Source organism: Nocardia sp. CA-135953 (assembly GCF_050955735.1).
Taxonomy (GTDB): domain Bacteria; phylum Actinomycetota; class Actinomycetes; order Mycobacteriales; family Mycobacteriaceae; genus Nocardia.
On sequence record NZ_CP192082.1, the window covers coordinates 3,234,099 to 3,250,577 of the forward strand.

General features: G+C 64.8%; 15 protein-coding genes and 1 pseudogene. 8 read left to right on the top strand and 8 right to left on the bottom strand.

Annotated features, from left to right (window positions below; all coding sequences use genetic code 11):
* Window positions 1–525: 525 nt before the first annotated feature.
* From ACQPXH_RS14815 to ACQPXH_RS14835, 5 genes are all read right to left on the bottom strand, one after another.
* Complete coding sequence (locus ACQPXH_RS14815; RefSeq protein WP_433602916.1) at window positions 526–1,176, bottom strand: slipin family protein; 651 nt, start codon at window positions 1,174–1,176, stop codon at window positions 526–528.
* Window positions 1,177–1,478: 302 nt separating this feature from the next.
* Window positions 1,479–2,357, bottom strand: coding sequence for a membrane protein insertase YidC (gene yidC, locus ACQPXH_RS14820; RefSeq protein ID WP_433602917.1), 879 nt, complete (start codon window positions 2,355–2,357; stop codon window positions 1,479–1,481).
* Window positions 2,358–2,444: 87 nt separating this feature from the next.
* Window positions 2,445–2,744, bottom strand: a complete 300-nt coding sequence (locus ACQPXH_RS14825) for a DUF6412 domain-containing protein (protein ID WP_433602918.1) — start codon at window positions 2,742–2,744, stop codon at window positions 2,445–2,447.
* Window positions 2,745–2,760: 16 nt separating this feature from the next.
* Complete coding sequence (locus tag ACQPXH_RS14830) at window positions 2,761–3,642, bottom strand: sterol desaturase family protein (RefSeq protein WP_433602919.1); 882 nt, start codon at window positions 3,640–3,642, stop codon at window positions 2,761–2,763.
* Window positions 3,643–3,695: 53 nt separating this feature from the next.
* Window positions 3,696–4,514 (bottom strand): helix-turn-helix domain-containing protein, encoded by an 819-nt coding sequence (locus ACQPXH_RS14835; RefSeq protein ID WP_433602920.1) that lies wholly within the window; start codon window positions 4,512–4,514, stop codon window positions 3,696–3,698.
* Window positions 4,515–5,289: 775 nt separating this feature from the next.
* Between ACQPXH_RS14835 and glnA the strand changes: the two genes are divergently transcribed.
* Window positions 5,290–6,723, top strand: a complete 1,434-nt coding sequence (gene glnA / locus ACQPXH_RS14840) for a type I glutamate--ammonia ligase (protein WP_433603460.1) — start codon at window positions 5,290–5,292, stop codon at window positions 6,721–6,723.
* 335 nt (window positions 6,724–7,058) lie between these two features.
* Entirely contained in the window at window positions 7,059–7,256 is a 198-nt protein-coding gene (locus tag ACQPXH_RS14845) for a hypothetical protein (protein ID WP_433602921.1), read from the top strand.
* Here ACQPXH_RS14845 and ACQPXH_RS14850 read toward each other — a convergent pair.
* On the bottom strand, window positions 7,217–7,954 hold the full coding sequence (locus tag ACQPXH_RS14850; RefSeq protein ID WP_433602922.1) for a hypothetical protein: 738 nt from the start codon (window positions 7,952–7,954) through the stop codon (window positions 7,217–7,219). The genes ACQPXH_RS14845 and ACQPXH_RS14850 overlap by 40 nt on opposite strands.
* 206 nt (window positions 7,955–8,160) lie before the next feature.
* Window positions 8,161–9,369, bottom strand: a complete 1,209-nt coding sequence (locus ACQPXH_RS14855; RefSeq protein WP_433602923.1) for a DUF418 domain-containing protein — start codon at window positions 9,367–9,369, stop codon at window positions 8,161–8,163.
* A gap of 137 nt (window positions 9,370–9,506) precedes the next feature.
* Here ACQPXH_RS14855 and dop point away from each other — a divergent pair, with 137 nt between their 5' ends.
* The 5 genes and pseudogenes from dop (at window position 9,507) to pafA (ending at window position 14,918) form a co-directional block, all read left to right on the top strand.
* Window positions 9,507–11,006, top strand: coding sequence for a depupylase/deamidase Dop (gene dop / locus ACQPXH_RS14860; protein ID WP_387293791.1), 1,500 nt, complete (start codon window positions 9,507–9,509; stop codon window positions 11,004–11,006).
* Window positions 11,007–11,365: 359 nt separating this feature from the next.
* Window positions 11,366–11,560, top strand: a complete 195-nt coding sequence (locus ACQPXH_RS14865; RefSeq protein WP_014351559.1) for a ubiquitin-like protein Pup — start codon at window positions 11,366–11,368, stop codon at window positions 11,558–11,560.
* Complete coding sequence (gene prcB, locus ACQPXH_RS14870; protein ID WP_433602924.1) at window positions 11,557–12,423, top strand: proteasome subunit beta; 867 nt, start codon at window positions 11,557–11,559, stop codon at window positions 12,421–12,423. The genes ACQPXH_RS14865 and prcB overlap by 4 nt, the downstream gene beginning before the upstream one ends.
* A gap of 73 nt (window positions 12,424–12,496) precedes the next feature.
* Window positions 12,497–13,306, top strand: a pseudogene (gene prcA, locus ACQPXH_RS14875) (proteasome subunit alpha); the annotation flags it as partial.
* 253 nt (window positions 13,307–13,559) lie between these two features.
* Window positions 13,560–14,918: a Pup--protein ligase gene (gene pafA, locus ACQPXH_RS14880; RefSeq protein ID WP_218007602.1), complete on the top strand. Its 1,359-nt coding sequence runs from the start codon at window positions 13,560–13,562 to the stop codon at window positions 14,916–14,918.
* 131 nt (window positions 14,919–15,049) lie between these two features.
* Here pafA and ACQPXH_RS14885 read toward each other — a convergent pair whose 3' ends face one another.
* Complete coding sequence (locus tag ACQPXH_RS14885; RefSeq protein ID WP_433602925.1) at window positions 15,050–15,346, bottom strand: MTH1187 family thiamine-binding protein; 297 nt, start codon at window positions 15,344–15,346, stop codon at window positions 15,050–15,052.
* Window positions 15,347–15,433: 87 nt separating this feature from the next.
* Here ACQPXH_RS14885 and ACQPXH_RS14890 point away from each other — a divergent pair, with 87 nt between their 5' ends.
* On the top strand, window positions 15,434–16,429 hold the full coding sequence (locus ACQPXH_RS14890) for a helix-turn-helix transcriptional regulator (RefSeq protein WP_433602926.1): 996 nt from the start codon (window positions 15,434–15,436) through the stop codon (window positions 16,427–16,429).
* Window positions 16,430–16,479 lie beyond the last annotated feature (50 nt).

A 16,479-nucleotide genomic window follows, 5' to 3' on the forward strand; every position in this document is an offset into this window, starting at 1 on the left:
GTTCCAACTCCGCTCCGATCATTCCCAGAAGGCATCTCCAAGATGCAGTCTGTCATGGCGGCGAGGCCGCGACCAGGGATTTCCTGCCGGGACAGAGTGCGGGGGGTCTGGACAGTCGGGGGCCGCCGGGCGCCGAACTCGCCGATCAGGTGCTGCCGCCCTGGCCGCGGCCACGAGGGTGCTCGGCGAGCAGGACCCGCGCGAGGCCGACAACTTCCGCCGCACGGTCATGATCGCCGTCGAAGCCGCCGCCGGGTCCCGCAAGGGCGAGCCCAGCCTTGCGACGGCCACGACAGCCCGCAAGATCACTGCGGCCCTCGATGCAGCCCGACGGGTGTGGAAAGCCGAAATTCCTTGTCCTGCAAGTGTTTCAGCTTTCAGCCGGGCTGTCCCTCACTGGTTTGTGGTGCTCTTGGTGCCCACTGAAACGGCCGTCGGAATTCGCGTCCCTTTCAATGTGGTCGGACTGCGCCTGACGTCGCTTAACGCTGAAAGCCCTTGTCCGCGTGGAAAAGGGCTTTCAGCTCACGTGCGCTCGCGCGGGTCGAGCACGACCTGTGTTCCCGGCGTGGTTGCGACCTGCAGGGTGCGCAGTCGCAGCAGTGTCGGGTGTTCCTCGAGCAGTCGCGCGGTATTGGCCAGTGACCGTAGTGCGGCCGCTTCCGCCCGCGCTCGTTCGAGCTCGGCCCTGCCGCGTTCCTTGGCGAGCACGGTTTCCAGTGCGGCCTTGCGTAGTTCGCCGGGCAGCATCAGGTCGCGGGCGTTGAGTGCGTCGACGCGTATGCCGAGTCCTGTTACCGCCGTGGTGATTTCGGCGATGTCCCCGACGAGCAGCGTGCGGTCGGTGACGAGTTCGTCGAGGGAATGGCTTGCCACGGCCCGGCGAGCGGCATCCTGCACCGCCGCGTACAGCACGCTTTCCGGGTACTGCGCGCCAGTGGTGAACGCCGCCGGATCGGTGACCTGCCAGTTCAGTGCGTAGCTGACCCGCAGTGAGAGTCCGTCGCGGGTGAGCAGTTCCTGGCCGCTGACATTCAGCAGCCGGGGCCGCATGTCGACGACGATCAGCGTGCAGCGCTTGGCGTCGTAGCGGTGGCGTCCTGGCTCGAGTACTCGCTCGAGTGTGCCGTCGCGGTACAGCAGCGTTCGCTGCCACTCCATGACCGTCGTGTACATGTTTCACTCCTCCCGTACCGTGTGTCGTTGGCTGCCTGGTTATTCGGATGTCACCCGGTTCCGGTCACGGATTCGCGGCGGGGGCGTCCCGCGGCCGTAGCCGTGGAGCCCGCAGAGCCGTTTGCCGTATCCGACCGGAACCGGGTGACAGCGCAGTGGGAATCGAACCCATCCAGGCTTGGAGCCCTTCGCCAGGTGCGAGACCGAGCCCGACACGGGGAACGCGGGTGCGGAGATTCCGCTGCGCCCCTTGACTCGACCTGGAACAACCATAGGTTTCGCGGCACGGGTCCGCGAATGATTTATCGCCGCTTCGGTTTCACGCCGGGTTTGGGGGCGGCGTCGGCCCGGGTCGCGGCGACTCGCTCTGCCTCGTCGGCTGTTTCGGCATCGAGGCGGCGGTAGACGAAGTGCTGTTGTACGAGCGTCCAGGCATTGTTCGTGACGAAGTACAGCAGGATCGCCACCGGCAGCACTGCGCCGCCGAGAATCGCGGCCACCGGGAAGACCCACAGGCTCAGCGTGCGCATGAAGGGCAATTGCGTCGCCCCGGTCTGCCGATCCATTGACGCGCGTGCAGTGAAATGCGTTGCGATAGAGGCGATCAGCATGAGCGGAAGGGCCACGACCGCCACGGTCGACAGCAGTTCGCCGGCACCGCCGAGTGTTGCCGACAGCGGTGCGCCGAACAGATCGGCATGCAGGAACGACTGCACATCACCCGGACCGAAGAGGTAATTCGCAGTCGCGGCATTCTGTTCGGCCGTCATTGTCGCGGTACGCCCGAACGGTAGATAGTCGAATGTCCCGGTGCGGTCGAACGAACGCAGCACATGGAACAGGCCGACGAACACGAAGACCTGGGCGATCATCGGAACCAGGCTCGAGAACAGATTGACACCGTTGTCCTTGTACAACTGCTGGATTTCGGTATTCCTGCGGACCGGATCGTCTTTGTATTTCTGCTGAATGGCTTTGACGCGTGGTTGCAGCCGCTGCGCAGCCGCCTGGGTGCGCGCTTGTTTCAGAAATGGCGGGAATAGCGCTGCGCGGAGGGTGATCACGAGAAATATCACCGCGAGCACCCACGCGAGTCCGCTGATGGGACCCAGGACGGCGGCGAAGGCGGTGTGCCACAACCAGAGAATGGCGGACACCGGGTAATAGATGAAGTCGAGCATGGGAGCACCTGATTGTGGGAACGTGCGTATGCGCACGTCGATGGAATGGTCAGCCGGATCGCCTGGGGACCAGGCGGCGAGTGATCGCTAAGCGGTGACCGAACCAGGTGCTCGTGGGCGCGGACGTCCGGCGGTGTCCGGATTGCTCTGACGCAGGAAGGAACCCCGGCGGCGACGTTGCGCCGAGGGCGGCGGGCCCGAGTGGGCCAGCGCCATCGGGATACGTCGAGTGCTCTGCAGGGCGAGCAGCGTCAAGGTCAGCGAGGCGGCGATGACACCGAAGACGGCCAGTGCCGCCGGTTCATTCGACGGCGCCGCGGCCAGGGCGAGCGCGGGCACGACGAGTGCGAAGACCGCGAACGCCATGATGTGTACCCGCGAGAACATGCCAAGAGCTTACCGATTACATTGCACAGCCGCCGTCCGCTGTGAACGGGTAGACGAACTGGTCGCCATAGCCGGTCGGGTAGTCGGGTTTCGCTGCCATACCGAGATCGTCGGTGCCGAAGCGTCGTGCCGGATCGTAGGAGTAGGTGCGGAACAGGTGATCCCAGATCAGCGTGAACAGGCCGAAATTGACATCGCCGATACCGGCGAACTTCAGATGATGGAAGCGGTGGCCCTCGTTCATCGCCAGCAGGTGTTTGGCGGGTCCGATCCGGTAGTCGGCATTGGAGTGTTGCAGCAGCAGCTGGATGGCGACCGAGAGAGCAAGGGCTGCCGCGACATTCGATGGCAGGCCGATCAGGATGAGCGGGGCGACACCGGCGGCCATCTCCACGGTCTGGTGCAGCGGATGTTTCATCAAACCATTGAGGCCGTAAAAGCGTTCGATGCTGTGGTGCACCGCGTGGAAGCGCCACAGAAGTCCGATTTTGTGACTGGCCAGATGTACCGTGGTGATACCGAGATCAGCGACCAGGATGGCAAGCAGAACCTGGCACAGGAACGGCCACGAGGTCGGCCAGCCGTCCGGAGCGGGCACGATGGCCGCCAGCAGCGGAATCGCCGCGACGCTGAGCAGGATGAGCATTTCGTTGACGAAGGCATGGATGCAATCGCGCAGGGTGTCGTCGAGATCGTGATTCCAGTCGGCCTGGTACGGAATCAGCCGCTCCACCAGAAACGAGGCGACGATCGCGACCGCCAGTGCGAGCAGTAACGAAATTTTCGGCGCGCCAGCGGAACTCAACGCAATACCGACACCGTTGAGGCCGATCAGCATGAAGGGCACATAGCCGTAGCGCGCGAGACGCTGTGTGGGCGTGTAGGTAATGGTGGTCATAGGGGCAAGCCTGGTCGGCCGTGCCCGGAATGGCTTGAACGATTCGGCTGGACCTACGGGGCGTCGCCGAGATCCCAGTCGACGCGTCGGTTCAGGGCCGAGGGTGGCAGTCCAAAGGTGCGGCGGCAGGTGCGGGTCAGGTGGGAGCTATCGGCGAAACCGGCGGCGTGGGCGGCGGCGGTGAGATCGTCTCCGGAGCGGACGCGGGTTATCGCCACATGTAGTCGGAGCCAGAGAATATAGGGCCGCAATGGAATTCCGACCTGTTCGGTGAACAGATGGGTGAGTCGGGTTGCGGAAATGCCGACCCGGCGTGCGACATCCGCGCCGCGGATCGGTCCCTCGGCGACGATGGAAGGCAGCAGTCGCAGCACCTCGGTCACTGCCTCGTGGCGCACGTCCTCGATGCTGTGCGAATTGTCGCGTTCGAGATCATCGACAACCTCGGCGACCAGTTCGGCGAGTGTTTCCCGCTCCGGATCGATGGGCAGGGAATGTTTATAATCGGCCCACCCGTAGGCATGGGCTCTGCGGTCGGCGGCCGCGCCCGCGACGGACTCCGGATCGAGATAGATCGCGGTGCCGCGCTCGGCTCCGGTGGCGATGCGATGCGGTGCGTCTGCGGGCACGATGACATGTGTGCCGCGATGCCGAATGCCGCTCGCGTCCACCACGACCACCGGCGTACATGCGGCGACCACTTGGACTGCGTGATGGGCGTGCAATGCGGTGGTGCCGATACTGCCGCCGAAGGCGAGCACGCCGGCGCGCAGCAATGCGGTACCCTCCCAATGCAATTCACCGGGGGACCCGGAGACATAGTGCACGGATCGGGGCGAGGTGGCTGCCCCGTCGGTAACCAGAGCCTTCATAATCGGATGCTCCCGGGTGACTGCGAATCCCGAATCGGATCCCTCACGGAGACTATCCGGCCGCACGGCCGCTGTCAGGATAACTGCGACGCGATCGACGAACCCGATGATCAATGGCCGGGCTCAGGGTGTCCGGGAATCGGATGCGCAGCGAGACCGTCACCGGAGCAGGGGAATCACAGCCGCACACCACCGAGCGGCGTCCTGCGGCTGAACTGCGCCGCATTACGCGGCCGGGACCACAGCGCAGCGAGAACCGCCGGGCAGCGTCGATCCCGGTGACTGCGGGATCCGCGGGTACGGCGGCAGGCTCCCGTAGAACCCGTAGACCAGCGTCGCGGCTCTCCGGTGCAAATCGTCGACGACCCGGGTCCTTGTCGGCGTCATTGAGCCTCTCCGTCCCGCACTACGGGTACAAGCTCTCGATCGTGTCGTTGTAGCGGGTGGCGATCGGGGAGCGCTCGAGTTTGCCGGGCGCCGTCAGAACATCGCTTCCGGGCTCCACACCTCCGGTAGCACGATGTACTTCTTGATCTGCTCCACCTGGGAGAGAGTTCGCTATTGGCGGCGGCAACACCTGCGGATACGCGGATCGGTCCGTTTCTCGCTCGGATTCGGGTCCGTCATTGATGTCGAAGTCGTATCGTGAGACTCGGCGAGCAGGACATGCCGTGACCCATGGACGGGTCCGGTCGTCAGGGCGTCGCCTCGCCACCCGCGGATAGACCTGCACCGCGAAAGCGAGGAGCAAGCCGTGTTGAACGAGCGAGCAGCCTTGACTGCCACCACCGACGGAATTCTGGAATACATCTGCGCCGCGGAAGTCGAATACGTCGATATTCGATTCTGCGACGTTCCCGGTATACAGCAACACTTTTCGATACCGGCCGTCACATTCGGTGCGGATCTGGTCGACAACGGGATCGCCTTCGACGGCTCGTCGGTGCGCGGATTCCAGTCGATCCACGAATCGGATATGTTGCTGCTCCCGGATCTGCGCACCGCGCAATTGGATCCCTTCCGTGCCGCGAAGACCCTGAACTTGAACTGCTTCGTACACGATCCGCATACGCACGAGGCCTACAGTCGCGATCCGCGCAATGTCGCGCGCAAGGCCGAGGAGTATCTGAAGAGCACCGGCATCGCCGATACGGCGTACTTCGGACCGGAGGCCGAGTTCTACATCTTCGAGGCCGTGCGCTACGACACCACGATGAACGGCGCCTTCTACGAGGTGGATTCGTCCTCCGCCGACTGGAACACCGGCGCCGAATACAATCCGGACGGCACGATCAACCGCGGGTACAAGGTGCGCCCGAAGGGCGGCTACTTCCCGGTGGCCCCGTACGACGCCGATGTCGATGTGCGCGATCGGATGTGCACGAATCTGCAGAACGCCGGCTTCGAATTGGAGAAGGGGCACCACGAGGTCGGTACGGCGGGCCAGGCCGAGATCAACTACAAATTCAATACCCTGCTGGCCGCCGCCGATGACCTACAGCTGTACAAGTACATCATCAAGAACACCGCATGGGCCGAGGGCAAGACCGTCACCTTCATGCCCAAACCACTGTTCGGCGACAACGGTTCCGGAATGCATGTGCACCAATCCCTGTGGTTGAACGGCACCCCGCTGTTCTACGACGAAGCCGGATATGCGGGCCTGTCCGATCTGGCCCGGCACTATATCGGCGGACTGTTACTGCATGCGTCATCGTTGCTGGCATTCACCAATCCGACGGTGAACTCCTACAAGCGCCTGGTGCCCGGGTTCGAGGCACCCGTGAATCTGGTCTACAGTCAGCGCAATCGTTCAGCGGCCGTGCGCATTCCGGTCACGGGCGCGAATCCGAAGGCCAAGCGTCTGGAATTCCGCTGTCCCGACTCCTCGGGCAATCCGTACCTGGCCTTCGCCGCCATGATGATGGCCGGCCTGGACGGTATCCGCCGCAAGATCGAACCCCCCGTCCCGATCGATAAAGACCTCTACGAGCTCACCCCGGAGGAATCCGCCGAGGTCACCCAAACCCCACCCAGCCTCGACAGCGTTATCGAACGACTGGAAGCCGATAACGGCTACCTGACCGAAGGCAACGTGTTCACCCCGGATCTGATCGAAACCTGGATCCGCCTCAAGCGCGAAAACGAAATCGCGCCGGTGAACCTGCGTCCGCATCCGTACGAATTCGAGCTCTACTTCGACGTGTAGGTCAGTCGATGTGCAGCTCGCCGTTGACGGTGAGGAAGGCGTGGGGGTGAGGCCGACATGGCGCGGAAGGTATCGCTGAAATGCGAAGGGAAGGCGAAACCCGCGTCCGCGGCGGCGCGGGTGAGGTCGTGGCCCGCGTCGTAGGCCCTGCCGACGCGCAGCATCCGCGCCCACTGCACGTAACGGGCGGAAACTGGTGCCGGTCTGTTCGGCGAAGGTATGCAGGAAGTAGGAGGTGGATAGTCCTGCGGCACTTGCCTTTTCGGCTGCGCGCTGCTTGCTGGGTCGGGTCGGCGCGAATGGCCGTGGCGACGGCGGTGATGCGGGGATCGCGGATGGTAGGAACCGGGACGCTGGCCCCGGATCCGGATACCGGATCGGCCGAACAGGACCTGACCGTCCTCCTCGAGGCGCTCTACAGTGTGGTCGAATATCCGTTGCGGGTCAAGGCATTACGCGGGTTGATGGCCGAGGCTCAGCTGGACTGGTCCACCTACTCGGTCCCGGACTTGCCGATCTGGAAGTGGATGTGATCGATATGGGCCGCGCGACCGGATGTGGCCGGGAGCGGATGGTCATCCGGATGGTCGGGATGCAGGATGAAACTCGGATCGCCGATGCCGGAGATGGCAGTCGCGGGATCGGGACTGTCCGAGCAGTCCTGCCATTCACCCGCCGCGAAATCGTAGACGCTGCGGAAGAAGTCGGCGACGAACAGATCGCCGTCCGGATCGCCGAGCGGACTCGCATCGGGTTCGTCGAGTCGGTAGCGCACCCGGGATCCGGTGCCGCGCGGCCATGTTCCGCCGGGTGTCACGGCGGTCTCGACGATGCCCCAATGCGCTGCCACGGTGATTCTGCGCGATACGTCCCCGACCGGCATGGTGACACCGGCGAAATCGAAGGCGCGGCCCTGGCCGTGGCAGTCGTCGGAATGCGTTCGGCGGCCATCTACTCCGAGGGTGTGCAACTCGGTGACGCCGAAATTTGCGGAGAGAAATCGGCAGAATCGAACCAGTGCCAACGCATTTCGCGAATCGAGGTGTTGCGGTGCTACCGGGGTGCTGCTGTGGCGGACGACCACCCCGGCGAGACTGCCCGGTAGCGGCCGGCCGGACTGTGGGTCGAAACCTGCGAATCCGACCAGAGCCGGGGACGCCGGCCCGTCGAAGCGGATCAGGTCATCGTTCGCGAGACGTTCGAGTTCGGCGAAAGCATGGTCCTTACTCATTGCTCGGGCCGGTTCCGACACCACGCACCTCCTGTGCATCTGAAATCGATACGTCGACGCAGTTAGGTGACGTCGTGTCAGCATCCGGCATCGGCGCGGAAAGCACACGAGTAGTCCGCTACTCGTGTTCTCCTCGGCCGCGTCCGATCGCATTCGCACCGGTTTCGGGTCTTGAACTGCGGCGATGTGCGCAGACGGGCGGTGGCTCAGTGTTCGCGGGCCAGCGCGCGGTAGCTGAGATTCCACACCGACTCGACCGGGCCGCGCTCGAACCGGCGCATCCACAGGTGCGCGAGAGTCACGATGATCAGCGCGACCAGCAGGTAGATACCCACGGTGAACGGTACGCGGGCGTCAGGGGAGACGCGCGCGGCAAGGCCCAACCCCCACCCGTAGCACAGCGCCGAAGCGACCAGATTCTGCAGGATATAGCAGCTCAGCGCCATCCGCCCGACCTCGGTGAGCCGCCTGCCGACGAATCCGACCCGCGGACGACGCAGGTAGAACTCCGCGACCAGCGCGAGCAGGCCCAAGGCGACGAACGGGGCGGTGCCGTACCTGGTCAACAAGACCAGATCGCCGCCGAGCACGCCGACCGACAGATCGATCGGCGCGGCAACAGCGAATCCGACGATCATGAGCCGCCTCCGTATCCGCGCACCCTCCGGTCGGAACACTCCCGCCCGGAACAACTGCGCACCCGCGAGGAACAGCGCGATCGACATCGGGAAGACGAAGATCGGCTCGAACCGGAATATGCCCGCGTTCGCCAGTCGGAACCACACCAGATCCCAGAACGACCCGTCCGCATAGGGATTCGGATCCAGCGGCGCTCGCGGCGTCGAATCCTGTTGGTTCGCAACGGCCATCGCGACGCCGATGAGTGTCAGCACGGCAATATGGAATCCGGCCGCGATGGTCAGCCAACGACGTTGCGCGCGTTCACTTGTCGCGAGAATGAAGGCGACGACCAATCCCGTGACGGCATAACCCATCAGCACATCGAACTCCGCGATGAACACGAAGTTCAGCACACCGTCGAGGAACAGCAGCCCCGCCCGCCACGGATAGCTGCCCGGCCACCGTCGATCGGCCCGCACCGCCGAGCCCTGCTGGATGGCCAGGCCGATGCCGAACATGATGGTCAGCAGCCCGAGGAACTTGCCTTGCGCGAGTTGCTGCAGCACTCGCTCCGACCACATCCAGCCGGTCGCCGGGCTGCCCAATTCGTCGATATATCCGACGATGCCCTCGGGATGGGTGAGGATCCAGATATTGGTGCCGAGCGTGCCGAGGATCGCGATGCCGCGTAATACGTCCAGGGCGACCAACCGCGTGGGATTCTTCGGCTGGGTGAGGCTCGGTTCATCCGACTTGCGGTGGCGCCCCGTGATTTCGGCGATCGAATCGGTCATATTCCGAATATCCGGCCGCCGGGGCCTGGCCGTATCCTCCGGAAGTACCACCATCGGTATGACATCGTGGTCACCCGAGATCGCCGATGCCGCCGGTCGCGACCGGCGGCGGGCACGCGTCGCCTAGGCTCGACGGTATGCAGCGCATCATCGGTATCGAGGTCGAATACGGCATCTCCACACCCACCGAGCCGTCGGCCAACCCGATTCTCACCTCCACCCAAGCGGTTCTCGCGTATGCCGCCGCGGAGGGGGTGCCGCGCGCGAAGCGCACGCGCTGGGATTACGAGGTGGAATCGCCGCTGCGCGACGCCCGCGGCTTCGACCTGAGCCGGATGAACGGTCCGGCCCCCGTGATCGACGCCGACGAGGTCGGCGCGGCCAATATGATCCTCACCAACGGCGCCCGGCTCTACGTCGACCACGCCCATCCGGAGTACTCCGCACCCGAGGTCACCGATCCGCTGGATGCGGTCATCTGGGACAAAGCCGGCGAACGGGTCATGGAGGCGGCCGCGCGGCACGCGTCGAGCGTGCCAGGTGCGCCGCGACTGCAGCTGTACAAGAACAATGTCGACGGCAAGGGGGCCTCGTACGGCACCCACGAGAACTACCTGATGAGCCGCGACACCCCGTTCAACCAGATCATCGTCGGGCTCACCCCGTTCTTCGTCTCACGCCAGGTGATCTGTGGTTCCGGCCGGGTCGGCATCGGACAGTCCGGTGATCACGCCGGATTCCAGCTGTCCCAGCGCGCCGATTACATCGAGGTCGAGGTCGGCCTGGAGACCACGCTCAAGCGCGGCATCATCAACACCCGCGACGAACCGCACGCCGATGCGGACAAATACCGCCGCCTGCACGTCATCATCGGCGATGCCAACCTCGCCGAAATGTCCACCTACCTCAAGGTCGGCACCACCGCGCTGGTGCTGGATCTGATCGAGGCCGGCGAGGATCTGTCGGATCTGCAGCTGGCCCGCCCGGTCACCGCCGTCCACCAGATCAGCCATGACCCGACTCTGCGTGCCACAGTGGCGCTCACCGATGGCCGTGAACTCACCGGGCTGGCGCTGCAGCGCATCTACCTGGACCGGGTGGAGAAGTTCGTGGCCCGCAGCGGCAACGACGACGAGCGCGTCAAGGACATCCTGGAGAACTGGGCCAATGTGCTCGATCTGCTGGAACGCGATCCGATGGAATGCGCCGATCTGCTCGACTGGCCCGCCAAGCTGCGCCTGCTCGAGGGAATGCGCAAGCGCGAGGGCCTGAGCTGGGCCGCGCCCAAACTGCACCTGATGGACCTGCAGTATTCCGACGTCCGCCTGGACAAGGGTCTCTACAACCGCCTTGTCGCGCGCGGCTCGATGAAACGCCTGGTCAACGAGCAGCAGGTGCTCGACGCGATGACCAACCCGCCGACCGACACCCGCGCCTACTTCCGCGGCGAATGTCTGCGTCGATTCGGTGCCGATATCGCAGCGGCCAGTTGGGATTCTGTGATCTTCGACCTGGGCGGGGACTCGCTCGTGCGCATCCCGACCCTGGAGCCGCGCCGTGGCACCCGGGCCCACGTCGGCAAGCTGCTCGACGGTGTGCATACCGCCGCCGAGTTGGTCGAACAGCTGACCACGTAGCGCTTTTGGGGTGAATACGCCCAGGTAGCAACGAATATCGCGAACGCGATCCGCACGGAGCGAGTCTTACGAGCGACCGTTCGCGGCCCGTCTCGCGTCCGAGTCGTCGAAGCGCATGCGACGAAGTCGCGAGTCTCGACGGCTCGGACGCGAGACACCAGGGGGCCGCGAACACGCCGCGCCACAGGCGCGGCAAATCGAACACAGTCGCGAACACGCCGCGCCCGCGCGGCCAATAACCGAGCACGTTGTCAGGGCGGCTGGGTAGTGTTGATGTACGGGCACGGACATTGCTCATGATCAGGGTCGTGCTCAGAATGGAGCCCTGGTCATGATGAGGACAGAGGAGGTCGGCTGCCATGGCACAAGAGCAGACCAAGCGCGCCGGGGGCGGCGACGAGGACGAGGGCCCGGAGGGCGTTGACGCCGCCGGTCAGGAGCGCCGCGAAAAACTGGCGGAGGACACCGACGACCTGCTCGACGAGATCGATGATGTGCTCGAGGAGAACGCGGAAGACTTCGTTCGCGCGTATGTGCAGAAGGGCGGCCAGTGACAGCAGGTGACCCCTTGCGTCTCCACCCGGGGCACGCCCTCTCGTCATTCACCGAGCACCTGCGCATGCACGCACCGGAACTGTTGCCTGGCAACCGATTCGGCGCGATCGAAGGTGCCACCGGAATTTCCGGTGGCACCGCCGCGAAGGACCTGGCTCCGCACGGAACCACCATTGTGGCGGTCTCGTTCCGCGGTGGTGTGCTGATCGCCGGTGACCGCCGGGCCACCCAGGGAAACCTGTTGGCCAGCAGGGATATCGAGAAGGTATACATCACCGACACCTATTCGGCGGCTGGTATCGCGGGCACCGCGGGCATGGCCATCGAGATGGTGCGATTGTTCGCCGTCGAGCTGGAGTACTACGAGAAGATCGAGGGTGTCTCGCTGACCTTCGACGGCAAGGCCAACAAGCTGTCGAAGATGGTGCGCGACAACCTCCCTGCCGCGCTGCAGGGTCTGGCGGTGGTTCCGGTGCTGGTCGGCTATGACCAGCACGCCACCGATCCGGACAAGGCCGGTCGCATCGTGTCCTACGATGTGGTCGGCGGGCGCAGTGAGGAGCGGTTCGGCTACACCGCGGTCGGTTCGGGTTCGATGTTCGCGAAATCGTCGTTGAAAAAGCTGTACGCCAAGGGAATCGATGAGGATCGCGCATTGCGGATCGCCGTCGAATCGCTCTTCGACGCGGCCGACGACGACACCGCCACCGGCGGACCGGATCTGGTGCGCGGCATCTACCCGACGGCGATCGTCATAAACGACGAGGGCGCCGACGAGGTGACCGAATCGCGTTTGGAGGAGATCACGCGGGCGATCGTCGCCGATCGCGAGGCCGCGGAAGAGGGGAGTGCCACCGCATGACCGAGTCAGGGCACGGAGGAGGCAGCCTGCGTAACCACGGAGGGCCCCTCGAGCATGCGAAGAAGGGCACAGCATGACACTGCCGTATTACGCGTCGGCCGAACAGATCATGCGCGACAAGACCGAGCTCGCGCGCAAGGGCATCGCTCGCGGTCGCAGTGTGATCGTGCTGACCTACGACAAGGGTGTGCTGTTCGTCGCGGAGAATCCCTCCGCGACATTGCACAAGGTGAGCGAGCTGTACGACCGCGTCGGGTTCGCGGCCGTCGGCAAGTACAACGAATTCGAGGCACTGCGCCGCGGCGGCATCCTGCAGGCCGACCTGAAGGGCTACCAGTACGACCGGCGCGATGTCACCGGTCGTGGCCTGGCCAATGCCTACGCGCAGACCCTGGGCACCATCTTCACCGATCAGCTCAAGCCCTATGAGGTGGAGATCTGCGTGGCCGAGGTCGGCTACCCGGAGCAGTCACCGGAATCAGTGCTGTATCGAATCACCTTCGACGGCTCGATCGTGGACGAGCGCGAATATGTGGTGATGGGCGGCACGACCGAGCCGATCATGACCGCGTTGAAGACCTCTTACCAGCCCGGACTCGATCTGGCCGGTGCCGTCGACGTGGCTGTGAAGGCCCTGAAGGCCGGGGTGCCCGAGGGCGCCGCGGACAAGGACAAGCGGGTGCTGGGGGTGGGTTCGCTCGAGGTCGCCACCCTCGAACAGGCGCGGCCGCGGCGGGCGTTCCGCCGGGTCGCGGGCGTGGCCCTGGACCAGTTGCTGAACGGCGGTAAGTCGGCGAACAAGGCCGAGGCGGCGTCCGCCGAGGCGAAGTCCGCCGAGGCGAAGTCCGCCGAGGCGAAGTCCGCCGAGGCGAAGTCCGCCGAGGCGAAGTCCGCCGAGGCGAAGTCCGCCGAGGCGAAGTCCGCCGAGGCGAAGTCCGAGGACGCTCCCGAATCGGAGTAGTCCACCACGATCGTTCGACTGCGAAGGCCCTCCCGATTTTTCGGGAGGGCCTTCGTTTCGGCCGGTAGTTTTCCGCCGAACATTTCGCTCACGTGCGAAATCGTTGTGAAGACGTATGCACCGGGGTTGTCCGCAGCCCCACGCGAGTACATGACATGGCTGTAATGTCGATAGTGTGCAGCGACGAATCATGGGGATCGAGACCGAATTCGGTGTGACGTGCACCTTCCACGGACACCGTCGGCTCAGCCCCGACGAGGTGGCCCGGTATCTATTCCGCCGGGTAGTTTCCTGGGGCCGTAGCTCTAACGTGTTCCTCCGCAACGGCGCTCGGCTCTACCTCGATGTCGGGTCGCATCCGGAGTACGCCACCGCAGAGTGCGACAACTTGGCGCAGCTGGTCACTCACGACCGGGCTGGTGAGCGCGTGCTGGAGGAGTTGCTGATCGACGCCGAACAGCGCCTCGCGGAGGAAGGCATCGGCGGCGACATCTACCTGTTCAAGAACAACACCGACTCCGCGGGCAACTCCTACGGCTGCCACGAGAACTTCCTCGTCGTGCGGGCCGGCGAGTTCTCCCGGATCTCGGATGTGCTGCTGCCGTTCCTGGTCACGCGTCAGCTGATCTGTGGTGCGGGCAAGGTGCTGCAGACGCCGAAGGCGGCCACGTTCTGCCTGTCCCAGCGTGCCGAGCACATCTGGGAGGGCGTCTCCTCGGCGACCACCCGCTCGCGCCCGATTATCAATACCCGCGACGAGCCGCACGCCGATGCGGAGAAGTACCGGCGTCTGCATGTGATCGTCGGCGACTCGAATATGTCCGAGACCACTACCATGCTGAAGGTCGGCACGGCGGCGCTGGTGTTGGAGATGATCGAGGCGGGCGTCTCGTTCCGCGATTTCGCCCTGGACAACCCGATCCGCGCCATCCGCGAGGTCAGCCACGACCTGACCGGTCGTCGTCCGGTCCGGCTCGCAGGCGGACGCCAGGCGAGTGCGCTCGACATCCAGCGCGAGTACTACGCTCGCGCCGTCGAGCACCTGCGCAATCGCGACCGCGACCCCAATATCGACCAGGTTGTCGATCTGTGGGGCCGCACCCTGGACGCGGTCGAGGCGCAGGACTTCGCCAAGGTCGACACCGAGGTCGACTGGGTGATCAAGCGCAAGCTCTTCCAGCGCTACCAGGATCGCTACGGCATGGAGCTGTCCGATCCCAAGATCGCCCAGCTCGATCTGGCCTACCACGACATCAAGCGCGGCCGTGGCGTCTTCGACCTGCTGCAGCGCAAGGGTCTGGCCAAGCGCGTCACCGAGGACGAGGCGGTCGACGCGGCCGTGGACACCCCGCCGCAGACCACCCGCGCCAAACTGCGCGGCGATTTCATCACCGCCGCCCAGGAAGCCGGGCGTGACTTCACCGTCGACTGGGTGCATCTCAAGCTCAACGACCAAGCCCAGCGCACGGTCTTGTGCAAGGACCCGTTCCGCTCCGTCGACGAACGAGTGGATCGGCTGATCGCCTCGATGTAGCCCTCTCCAGGTTGCGGCAGCGATCAAGGTCGCCCGTGCTGTCACAGACCTATTGAGCGCCGCACACAGGTTGTGACTTCTGTGCGGAGTCCGACAGGTCTGTGAGGACCAAAGTCGGCGCGGGCTTGCGGCTAGCTGTCGGTGAGATAGCGCTCGACGGACTCGACCTTCGTGGTCATCGCGTCGGTGACGCCTGGTCGGATGTCCGCTTTCAGGACCAGGCTGCAGCGGGGTGCGACCTGGAGTATGGCGTCCGTGGCTTCCTTGACCACGGCCATCACCTCGTCCCATTCGCCCTCGACAGTGGTGAACATGGCATCGGTGCGGTTCGGGAGGCCGCTGGCCCGCACGACGCGCACGGCCTCGGCGACGGCTCGGCCGACGTCCACACCCGTACCCAGCGGTGTCACGGAGAACGCGATGATCATGACTCCATAATGGCCGCGGCGAACCGGATCGGGGTGAATCGCGCGCCGACGCGCGGTCGCGGCGGGCGGCCGATTACCCTGTGTCGAGTGGCGATATCCAAGGTCGAGCGGCTGATGAATCTGGTCATCGCGCTGCTGTCGACCCGGCAATTCCTGACCGCGGAGCGGATTCGGGACAGCGTCGCGGGGTACGAGGATTCGGCCAGCGACGAGGCGTTCAGTCGAATGTTCGAGCGCGATAAGAACGAGCTGCGTGACCTGGGGATTCCCCTGGAGGTCGGGCAGGTCAGCCGATTTTCGACGGTGGAGGGCTATCGGATAAACCGCGACGCCTACGAACTACCCGATATCGATCTGACCAGCGAGGAAGCGGCGGCGGTCGCGGTCGCGGTGCAGATGTGGGAGTCGCCGGAGCTGGCGGCCGCAGCCGAGGGCGCGCTGCTGAAATTGCGTGCGGCCGGGATCCACGTCGAGACCGATGCCGCGGTGGCCTCGGTGCCCGCGGTCCCCGCGCGGACCCGTGGCTCGGATGCGGTGCTCGGCAAGCTGCTGACCGCGATCGACGCAGGTCAGGCGGTGCGGTTCGAACATCGGGGTGCAATCAACGAGCCGTATGTCATGCGTGATGTGGAACCGTGGGGTGTGGTGACCCACAACGGCCGCTGGTATCTGGTCGGACACGATCGGAACCGGGATGCGGTCCGAAGCTTCCGCCTATCGCGCATCGGCGACGATGTGACCGCCTACGGGCCGCCCAATGCGGTCAGCAAGCCCGATGGTGTGGATCTTCGTGAGATCGTCGGCACCGTCACCGGCAGCGCCCCGGTGACCGGCACCGCGACGGTGTGGGTGGCCGATGGCCATGGCCGCGAGATCCGCCGACTGGGACACGTGTTGGAAGAGCGCACCATCGGCGAACGCCACGGCGTAGTTGTCGAATTGCCCATCCGATCCCGAGATTGGTTGGCGCGCTTGATTACCGGACTCGGTCCAGATGCCGTAGTGCTCGCACCGGAGGAACTACGCGCGGACGTGGTGGCGCGATTGCGTTCGGTCTTCGACCACACGGAGGTCACCGCATGAGCGAGCGAGCAATGGATGCAGCCGAGCACTCGCTCGTGCTGGAGTCGAGC

Bases quoted from the DNA above. Each gene is read 5' to 3' on its own strand.
- ACQPXH_RS14830 (WP_433602919.1), bottom strand. From the start codon at position 3,642: ATGACCACCATTACCTACACGCCCACACAGCGTCTCGCGCGCTACGGC.
- ACQPXH_RS14850 (WP_433602922.1), bottom strand. From the start codon at position 7,954: ATGAGTAAGGACCATGCTTTCGCCGAACTCGAACGTCTCGCGAACGAT.
- dop (WP_387293791.1), top strand. From the start codon at position 9,507: ATGCAGCGCATCATCGGTATCGAGGTCGAATACGGCATCTCCACACCC.
- ACQPXH_RS14885 (WP_433602925.1), bottom strand. From the start codon at position 15,346: ATGATCATCGCGTTCTCCGTGACACCGCTGGGTACGGGTGTGGACGTC.
- ACQPXH_RS14835 (WP_433602920.1), bottom strand. From the start codon at position 4,514: ATGAAGGCTCTGGTTACCGACGGGGCAGCCACCTCGCCCCGATCCGTG.
- yidC (WP_433602917.1), bottom strand. From the start codon at position 2,357: ATGCTCGACTTCATCTATTACCCGGTGTCCGCCATTCTCTGGTTGTGG.
- ACQPXH_RS14815 (WP_433602916.1), bottom strand. From the start codon at position 1,176: ATGTACACGACGGTCATGGAGTGGCAGCGAACGCTGCTGTACCGCGAC.
- ACQPXH_RS14845 (WP_433602921.1), top strand. From the start codon at position 7,059: ATGGTAGGAACCGGGACGCTGGCCCCGGATCCGGATACCGGATCGGCC.
- ACQPXH_RS14855 (WP_433602923.1), bottom strand. From the start codon at position 9,369: ATGACCGATTCGATCGCCGAAATCACGGGGCGCCACCGCAAGTCGGAT.
- ACQPXH_RS14865 (WP_014351559.1), top strand. From the start codon at position 11,366: ATGGCACAAGAGCAGACCAAGCGCGCCGGGGGCGGCGACGAGGACGAG.
- ACQPXH_RS14825 (WP_433602918.1), bottom strand. From the start codon at position 2,744: ATGTTCTCGCGGGTACACATCATGGCGTTCGCGGTCTTCGCACTCGTC.